Raw genomic sequence first — 9,607 nt, forward strand, 5'->3', positions numbered from 1 at the left:
CGCATGCAAAGAATATTCCTAATTATATCAATCACGGCGATCCTGACAATTGAAACACAGGCTCAATTTGATTACGGATTCGATTTTTCCAAAGCCGGCAGCGCCGGACTACAATTTCTGAAGATCGGTGTAGGTGCCCGGGAAGCTTCTATGGGTGAAGCCTTTACCAGTCTGTCCGAAGGTGTCAATTCGGTTTTTTGGAATATCGCCGGTATTGGTTTCCTTACCCGGACAGCCGTAACTTTTTCACATAGTAACTGGCTGGTGGAAAGCAGTCACGATGCTTGCGCGATTGCAATTCCGATTCGCTCAATCGTAGTCGGAGTCAGTGCGATCAGTTTTCGGATTCAGGACTTCGAAGAAACAACTGTATCCGCTCCTAACGGAACCGGAAATATGATCCGCGCCGGCGATTATATGCTGGCTCTGGCCGTCGCCCGGCGCTTTACCGATAAACTGACGATCGGTCTGCAAATAAAATATGCCGAGGAGATTCTGGATAACTACAATTATGGCAACGTCTTATTCGACATCGGCACAATTTACCGGACCGGATTCCGCGATCTGAAACTGGCTTTCGCTCTGCAGCATTTCGGCCCGGACAAGGTTTTAGCCGAACAACAATTCCGTATGCCTTTGCTATTTAGAGTCGGCGCTAGTGATAATATTTTTAACACCCGGACCCAACGCCTGACAGTTTCCGGAGAATTATTGCATCCGACCGACGCCAACGAGTATTTCTGTATCGGTCTGGAATATGAGTTTTTAAAAATGCTGGCCCTGCGCGGCGGTTATCGGACCAACGATTTCGAACATTATCTGACCACCGGATTCGGGTTGAAATTGCCCAATATTGGTTATTTTGGAACTAACTTCGACTATGCCTATGTTTCCTACGGCGATGTATTTGAAACAACGCATCGTTTTACACTCGGGATGTCTTTTTAGAGTAATAATGAGATTTAGAACTACCGGACAGAATATTTCCAATTTGATTCAGAGTGTGGGCCTGACTGGCGGCATGTTGCTCCTTACTCTCATACTGGCTCGGTGTAAATTCACTTCCGTTCAGCAGCCTGCCGGAGCTAAAACCGGCGATACAATTGCCGTTTATCTGACTGTCAAAGAAGATTACGCCGAAACCACCAACGCCCATAAAGGCTTGATCGGGGTACTGGTTCCCGAAGACTGGACCTTTATTTCCGGCACCTATTCCAGCTCGGTCGGAAGTGGAAATTTGGAGTATTCCTCCAACTGGACCGATTCAGCCGAAATATATTATCCGGTCGGCGAATACGGGGATAATCTGAAGTGGATTGTGGTTCTTTCCGATTCCGGCTATATGTATTCCGATTTGCCCTCCGCGGATGTTACTTTGTTACTCAATACCGGAACGCTGGAAGGTTGTTTCAAAATGGCCTATATCGCCACCAAAGCTACCACCGGGCTTTTGGGAACCGGCTGGACGGCCTTTTCATATCCGCATGCAATTGGGATTCCCGATTCGACCGCCTGCGAAGGTTCCGATACGACCACCCTGAAAACGGAACGGGCTCCAGACTGGGATGATTTATTCAATCGCACCTCTGGCTGGACCGGAGCGGATGGCATTTATTCCATCCCGCTATCGGGTTGTGACATATTTAGAGATGACAGTCTGCAGAAAACTTTATTTCTGTTCAGCGATACCTTCATCGGTAGCGTTAACTCGGAAGGGAAACGGGTTAATTCCAAGCTTGTAAATAATACTTTGGCATTGCTAACCGGCTATGAACCATCCGATGAAAAGACCGAGTTTACCTGGGGAGAGACCGCCAGTGGCACTCCAACGGCTGTATTTATCCCGGATACTCCTGAGTCTGCCTCCGGGGATTGGTATTGGTTAATGGATGGCATTGCGATTGGCGACACCGTTTACATTTACGGTATGCGCCTCAGCCCGAGTTCCACCAGTTCGCTGGGCTGGGAAATATCCGGAGTAGCCCTGATTTCATTTGCCGTTGACGACGATTTCAATATCTTCGACGTCAAACAGGTCGATACGCCTTTTCTCTATAACGCCTCAGACGGAACGCAGACAATCATTGGCCAGGCGATTATGCCAATGACGGAAGAATCTGGCAATCCGAACGCGGACGGCTTTCTGTATGTTTATGGGCCGCGCAGTGGGAGCGTAAGCCGGGAAATGGTCGTCTCCAGAGTTTTACCGCAAAATATCACCGATTTTTCGCAGTATCGCTACTGGAATGGCAACGACTGGGTAGCCGACATTGCCGAATGTGAAGCCTTAACCAATTCCATCTCAATGGAATTCAGCGTAACGCCTCTCGCAGACGGACGCTATATCTGTGTCTTCCAGCTGAACACCGTCAGTCGCAGTGTGGCGGTCAGATTCGGTGATAGCCCAACCGGACCGTTTGGCTATTATCAGCTTATCTGGGATTGTACGGAGAGCGACTCGAACCCCAATATCATCATGTATAATGCCAAAGCCCATCCGCATCTGTCGAATCACGGCGAACTGCTGATCAGTTATAATGTCAATTCCTTCAATTACGATTCGTTTACCTATGTGGACATTTACCGTCCGCGGTTCATTACCCTGACCTACGACGACCAAAGCGGAGTAATTTATTGCCACTCAAAAGTTGTCCCGGAACAGTACACTTTATTACAGAATTACCCCAATCCCTTTAACGCCACCACCCGGCTTACCTATCAACTTAGTCAGACATCTGACATTACTTTAAATATTTATGATTTGACCGGTCGACTGGTCCGCACTCTGGTTCAAAATCGCGCCGCCGCCGGAACGTACCAGGTTTTCTGGAACGGTGTTGATAGCATTGGCCGGCCGCTTCCGAGCGGGATTTATTTTGCCCGAATCCAAATCCAGACGACCAACCGGCAGATGTTAACCGAAACCTGTAAGCTAATGCTGTTAAAATGAAAGTGAAAACCGCCAAAATAATGAACTACCCCGAAGCAAGCTTCGAGGAATTCTCTCGATTAAAAACATCCGTAATGACCGCCCTGGCCATTGGAGCTGCCATCATCCTTTTTTACCCACGCAGCCAGGCCCGGCCTACCGACCAACGTACGATTTCCTTCTGGAGTTGCAGCGGGCAGAAAGAAGATGTGCCTTTCATCGTAACCGCATTCAACGCCGCCCAGGATTCGATTCGCGTCCTGTCCAATGCCATTCCCTGGCAGGAACAGGAGAAAAAAGTGCTGACGGCCATTCTGAGCGATAACCCACCGGATGCAGTTTCCCAGTTTATTCCGATTGTCAAATGGGCTTCGCGCATGGCACTGATGCCACTGGATGAACTGATTGCCCGGGATGACTTTGATACAGCAGCATTTTACCCGGCGTTGTGGCAGGAAATGAAATGGCTGGGTCACGTCTTTGGGATTCCGGTCAGTTCTGCTTCCTTTGCCTTCTTTTATAACAAAAAACTTTTTCGAGAAGCCGGTCTTGATCCGGAACGTCCGCCGAAAACCTGGGACGAAGTGGCTGCATACACGAAAAAACTGACGCGCTATGATGCTTCGGGAAATATCATTCAGATGGGCTTTTATCCCTTCTATAAATCGGCGCTGACAGCTTCGCAAAACTCACCATCTACACCTCTAATAATTGCCTGGGAGAAGGGAGCCTCCTTTCTCAGTGCTGATGGCAAACGGGTAACGCTAATCAACCCGCAATATGTGGAAGCTCTGGAATGGCTGCTGGATTTCACTAAGCCTTATCCCGTGGAAAAAATGGAAGCCTTTTCCGCCGGGTTCGGATACGGCGATCAGCACGCTTTCACCTCCGAAAAGGTTGCGATGATGATACTTCCGGATATCTTTCCTGATTATATCCGCCATCACGCACCAGAACTGGATTACGGCATCGCGCTGACTCCGACCTTTCCGGGTTGTCCGATTGCCTCGTCGTCAGGATGCTGGTGGCTGGCAATTCCCCGGGGGTGCAAAGACCCAGAAGCCGCCTGGGAATTCATTAAGTTCGCCGCTAGTAAAAAAGTGCAATTAGACGCCTATAGCGTGATGGACCAAAATCTGTTTCCCGCCAACCGGCTGGCTACTGCCGATTCAATTTTTCTGCGGGATGGTAAGATGCAGATTTTCGTAACGCACCTGGAACACGCTCAGTCGCCGACGATCGTTCCGATGGCGCACGATGTCTTCTGGCGCGAATTTTACACAGCCCAGGAACTGATCGTCTACGGTAACCAGTCAATTGAAAAGGCCCTCGGCACGGCTCAGACCATTATCCAGCATGAATTGGACAAGGCCCTGACCTATGACGAATATGTCCGTAGCAAAATGAAATTTTTCGATGAATAAGAAGATGCAGAAAACGACGAAAAATCCTCTCTACAAAAAGCAAGCCTGGCTCGGCTACCTTTTCGTGGCGCCCTGGATAATAGGATTCCTGGTTTTCGGCCTGTACCCGATTGTGATGTCTTTTTATTACAGCCTTTGCCAGTATGATGTCCTGCGGATTCCCCAGTTTATCGGCATGGGAAATTATCGGGAGTTATTGTTTGAAGACCCATATTTCTGGAAATCGGCCTGGAATACAGCGTTTTATACTTTTATCCGGACGCCATTGGTGGTTATTGGGTCGTTGCTGCTGGCTGTTCTTGTTAATAATGCCATGAAGGGGATCAAGATTTTCCGGACGATCTTTTTCATTCCATCAATTATTACCGGTGTGGTGTTGTCCGCCCTATGGCTCTGGCTGCTGAATCCCCAATACGGGCTGATCAATTCCATTCTCGCCTTTTTCGGTTTGCCTGGACCGCTCTGGCTGCAAAGTCCGCACTGGTCCAAACCGTCAATTATTCTGATGAGCTTGTGGTCAATTGGCGGCGGACGCATGCTGGTATTTCTGGCAGCTCTTCAGGGCATTCCCAAAGCGCTCTACGAAGTGGTGGATATCGACGGTGGCGGCTGGTGGAAAAAATTTCGGTATATAACGGTTCCAATGGTATCGCCGGTGATCTTTCTCTGGACGGTCCTGGAAGTAATCTTTTCCTTTCAGGTATTTACAGAGGCCTATGTTATGACCAAAGGCGGACCGATGAATTCCACCCTGTTCTATAATCTGTATCTCTATTATAAAGCCTTTGATGATTTCAGCATGGGCTACGCTTCGGCGCTGGCCTGGTTGCTGATGGTGATCATCCTGGTGGTTACGCTGATTCAGTTTATCGTTGGTAAAAAAGTCGTCTATTACGAGGGGGCCTGAGCAGTATGAAGCCGATCCGGCCGACGACAGTCCGAACATTTCTGGCGTATCTGCTTCTAGTAGCGGTTTCACTTGTTCTGATCATGCCCTTTGTCTGGATTATCTCGACTTCCCTGAAGGGCAACGAATCGATTTTTGCCATACCCCCGAAATGGATTCCGGAAACGCTGCATTGGGAAAATTATGCCAAGGTCTTTACCCAGATGCCCTTTTTTACCTACATGAGAAATTCAGTATTTATCTCCGTGGTGGTGATTCTCGGCACCGTGCTGTCCAGTTCGCTGGTGGCTTACGCCTTTGCCTGTCTGAAATGGCCGGGTCGGGATGGGCTCTTTATCTTTGTGCTGGGCACCATGATGCTGCCCATGCAGGTAACGATGATTCCGGTGTTTGTGCTGTTCAAACAGTTTGGTTGGCTGAATACCTTCAAACCGCTGATTGTCCCAGCATTTTTTGGCGGTGGTGCGTTCAATATATTCCTGTTAAGGCAGTTTTTTCTGACAATACCTAAAGAACTGTTTGAAGCAGCTCGCATCGATGGCTGTTCTGAATGGCGGATTTACTGGAAAATTGTTTTGCCCCTGGCGAAACCGGCGCTGGCCACGGTGGCGATTTTGACATTCATGATGACCTGGAACGATTTTCTGGGACCCTTGATTTATTTATCTGATAAACTGAAAGGAACCCTGGCGCTGGGACTGGCCATGTTTGTCGGTCAGTACCAGACGGAGTGGGGAGTGTTGATGGCGGCCTCCGTGCTGGTAATGCTGCCGGTGATTTTTCTGTTTTTCCTGTTTCAGAAATATTTCATTCGCGGTTTTATGATGAGCGGCATCAAAGGTTAACAGAATGAAGAAAAGACTTTCAATATCTATTTTGCTCTGGAGTATTCTGCTGGGATTTTCGGTAATACCCGAGGCTTTACCGCTGCAATTGTCTGCCAACGGCACAATTCCGGCCTGGCTGGTGGCCGGACCATTCAATCTGGAATTTCTCGGCTTTGGGGCTTTTGCCGATTCGATTTTGCTCGATGAAACCCAACTCCAGCCGGCCATTGGAAAAACTGAAATCAGCGATCTGACCCAAAGTAAAACTACGACCTGGCAATATCAGGCATCCAATCCGGGCGGATATGTTGATCTGAGCACCGCCATCGGCTGGGCTATTCCCGGTCGCGGAACCGAAAAAATCTGGTGGGGAAAAGCCGGTCTGGCAGCCACCTACCTGTATAGCCCAACCGAAATTGATGCCTTTTTGCTGACCGGCAGCAATTCCCGCTTAAAAATCACTTTGAATAATCAGGAAATATTCCGGCATTGGAGTGACCGCAATGCTCAGGCCGACGCCGACACCATAGCCATTAATCTTAAAAAAGGCGCTAATCTGTTGGTTCTGACGGTCACGAATTCTCATTCTAATTTATACCCATTCCTCTTCGGCGGACTGGATTTGAAGTGGGGATTTTATGCCCGTTTGACCGATCGTAATCTCCAGCCTTTACAAAATATCGAAGCGCGACTCGCGAAAACCGAAAACCTACTCGACTTTGAACTGACTCCAACCATTTACTTTAAAAAAGGTAATGCCGGCCAATTATTACAGCGGCTCGATCTGGTCATCACGGCCTCGGATGCTCAAACTGAGCCGTTTGATTTCTCTATCAAGATTAACAAGAAAACCTACTCGTTTACGTTATCCCAAATCCCGGCCGGAATCAGTCGCCGAGAAGTATATATTGACGAACCGGCCACGGATATTAAAGCCAGTTGCCTTCTGAAATCCGGCACGCGAAAAATCGGCAAAACCGTCAATCTGACCCGGCAGCAACACTATCAGGTCTACCTGAACCTGATCTCGCACATGGATATCGGATACACCAACACTCAACCGGTCGTCGCCGAGCGGCATATTCAGACGCTAGATGACGTCATAGACTATTGCGACCGATATCCGGATTTCAAATGGACGGTCGAAACAACCTGGATTCTCGAGAAATACCGCGAAACCCGTTCTACAGCCCGGTTTCAAAAACTGATGGACCTGATAAAATCCGGCCGCATTGCGGTTTCGCCGATCTATTCCAATCCATATACCGGAATTATCAGCTACCCGGAAATGACCCGTTCGTTCGACCTGGCTAAAAAACTTGCCGATGAATTCGGGATTTCCTTTCAAGCCGCGATTGTCAATGATCTGCCCGGTTTGTCCTGGATTATTCCGCAGGTTTTAAACCAGGCTGGAGCGTCCTTTTTAGTTTGCGGTATCAATGATTTTTACGAAAAATACGCCGTGCGGAAAAATATCCCGAAAGTCTTTTACTGGGAAGGCGCCGATCACAGCAAGGTCTTAACCTATTTGACGAATGCCTACAACGAAGGCTTAATTTACGGTTTTGAAAAAGACACAACCGGCCTGGAAATCGGTTTATGGCAAAACCTCAAACAACTAAAGGCTTCCGGATATACCTTCGACCTCGTTTATCTGAATGCAGCCGTTAATGATAACAGTGGTATTCCCAAGTCTCAATTCGAAGCCGCGCAACATTGGAATCAGGTTTATGAATTCCCAAAAATTATTATCTCAAACCTGAACCAGTTTGCAACCGACTTTTCGGCTAAATATTCCGATGGTATTCCGACTCTGCGAGGCGACTGGACTTCCACCTGGGACATTCTTTATCAGAGCGAGCCGGAACTCTTTATCAATCATCGCGCCATACAGCAAAAATTAATTTCAGCCGAAAAACTGACTACTCTCGACTGGTTGCTGAATCCGGAGGTGCTACCGGAAGAAAAAGAACTTTCAGAAGCGTATCGGTCTACCCTGAATTTTGCCGGACACGGTTCCGGTTTGGAATACAGCTACGGTTCCGCCGAGGAGAATCAGTGGGCGATGGCCAACCGCGTGGGCAATATCAGCTTAGCCGAGTTGTTGGCTGAGGAGGTTTTGGAACGTAGTCTCTACCGTTTTTGCGTACCCCATTTCGCATTCGAAGCCAACGGCCTGCTGGTTTTCAATACCCTAAGCTGGAAAAGAGATGTGCCTGTGACCATTCAATTGCCGCATCTGAATCAAACCGTTTATCAGATCGTTGATCTTACCAATGGCCAGGTCGTTCCCAGTTATCAGAAAAACAACGAGGTCTTTTTCATTGCCCGTTCGATGCCGTCGCTGGGCTATCGTAAATATGAATTTGTACCCGGAGAATTGCTTCATGATTCCCCGGATTTAGTTTCAACATCAAATTCGGTTGAAAATAAATTCTATCGCCTTGATTTCGACCCGGAATCCGGACAAATTCTGTCGGTAACCGATAAAAAAAGCAGACACGCAATCGCCGACGAGCGCTTCAACCAACTGCTCTGCGAGAAAAATCTCGGTAAAGTCGCGTCAATTCTGACAGCCGCTACGACACAGGTAACGGTCCGGGATGAACGCCCTGTGCGTTTGGTCCTGGATATTCGGCGCCCCGGATTTCTACTGGAAAATGTTCAGTACATTTTATGGAGTAAGATAGACAGGATCGACATCGAATTTTCGATTGACGTCAGTCGCCTTGGAAATACGGAAGTCATCGAAGAATACGAACTGGCTTTTCCTTTTCTTCTCAAACAGCCCAAGACAATGCTCGAAATCATTGGCGGTTTTTTGAATCCCGAAACGGATTGCCTGCCGAGTAAACTAAACTCCAGCTTTTCGATTCGCCGGAGCGTGGCTCTTTCCGACCAACAAACAACTGTGTCCTGGGCGGCTCTTGATAGTCGGATTATCGCTCTTAAAAAATTCGGGCAGGACAGCCAGCCGGTATTGTATTCCAACTTCATCAACAATTTCCCACAAAACTGGAATCGTCACCAGATTACCGAAGGTCTTTTGAAAACGCGATTCGCTGTAACCGCTCAGGACGGCCAGTTTAATCCCGGTTTCACCGCCCGGTTTGGTTGGGAAGCGGCTACGCCGGCTGTCACAATGCGGGCTCCGCTTTCGCACAAAGATCCACAGGAAAATTTTCTTTCTATCAACAGACAGGAAGTCATTTTATTAGCGCTTAAAACTGATTATAAAAATGGCGATCTAATCTTGGAATTACTCAACGTCGATCCGCAAAATGCCGTAACTGTAAACGTCGCATCCGATTTATTTAAAGGCAAGAACGCCTTCAGTGCCAATATTCTCGGCAAAAAACTCCAGCCGTTGCAAAAGCTGGGCGGTGCCTTGATTGTCAATATCAAACCCAATGAATTATTGCCTATCATATTAACCAATGAAAGATAAAATGTTCGCATTATCAACCACAAATAACCAAACCAAAGGAGGTTTTATGAAAATGAAAGATAAAATGTTCGC

Annotated in this window: 6 protein-coding genes; all 6 read left to right on the top strand. The window is 48.0% G+C overall.

Translation table 11 applies throughout. The features are described from left to right. The first annotated feature begins 3 nt into the window (after positions 1–3). From COT43_04490 to COT43_04515, 6 genes are read left to right on the top strand one after another with little or no spacing between them, the layout of a single operon-like run. On the top strand, positions 4–948 hold the full coding sequence (locus COT43_04490; GenBank protein ID PIS29201.1) for a hypothetical protein: 945 nt from the start codon (positions 4–6) through the stop codon (positions 946–948). Further along, positions 881–2,950, top strand: coding sequence for a hypothetical protein (locus COT43_04495; GenBank protein PIS29202.1), 2,070 nt, complete (start codon positions 881–883; stop codon positions 2,948–2,950). Before COT43_04490 ends, COT43_04495 begins: the two co-directional genes overlap by 68 nt. After that, complete coding sequence (locus COT43_04500) at positions 2,947–4,353, top strand: hypothetical protein (GenBank protein ID PIS29203.1); 1,407 nt, start codon at positions 2,947–2,949, stop codon at positions 4,351–4,353. The genes COT43_04495 and COT43_04500 overlap by 4 nt, the downstream gene beginning before the upstream one ends. Before the next feature lie 4 nt (positions 4,354–4,357). Continuing rightward, positions 4,358–5,260: an ABC transporter permease gene (locus tag COT43_04505; protein ID PIS29206.1), complete on the top strand. Its 903-nt coding sequence runs from the start codon at positions 4,358–4,360 to the stop codon at positions 5,258–5,260. Positions 5,261–5,265: 5 nt separating this feature from the next. Next, positions 5,266–6,105, top strand: a complete 840-nt coding sequence (locus tag COT43_04510) for a sugar ABC transporter ATP-binding protein (GenBank protein ID PIS29204.1) — start codon at positions 5,266–5,268, stop codon at positions 6,103–6,105. Positions 6,106–6,109: 4 nt separating this feature from the next. Next, positions 6,110–9,535 carry a hypothetical protein gene (locus COT43_04515; protein ID PIS29205.1) on the top strand — a complete coding sequence of 1,142 codons (3,426 nt, stop codon included), beginning with the start codon at positions 6,110–6,112 and terminating at the stop codon, positions 9,533–9,535. Positions 9,536–9,607 lie beyond the last annotated feature (72 nt).

It is taken from the genome of Candidatus Marinimicrobia bacterium CG08_land_8_20_14_0_20_45_22 (genome assembly GCA_002774355.1).
In the GTDB taxonomy this organism is placed as follows: domain Bacteria; phylum Fidelibacterota; class UBA2242; order UBA2242; family UBA2242; genus 0-14-0-20-45-22.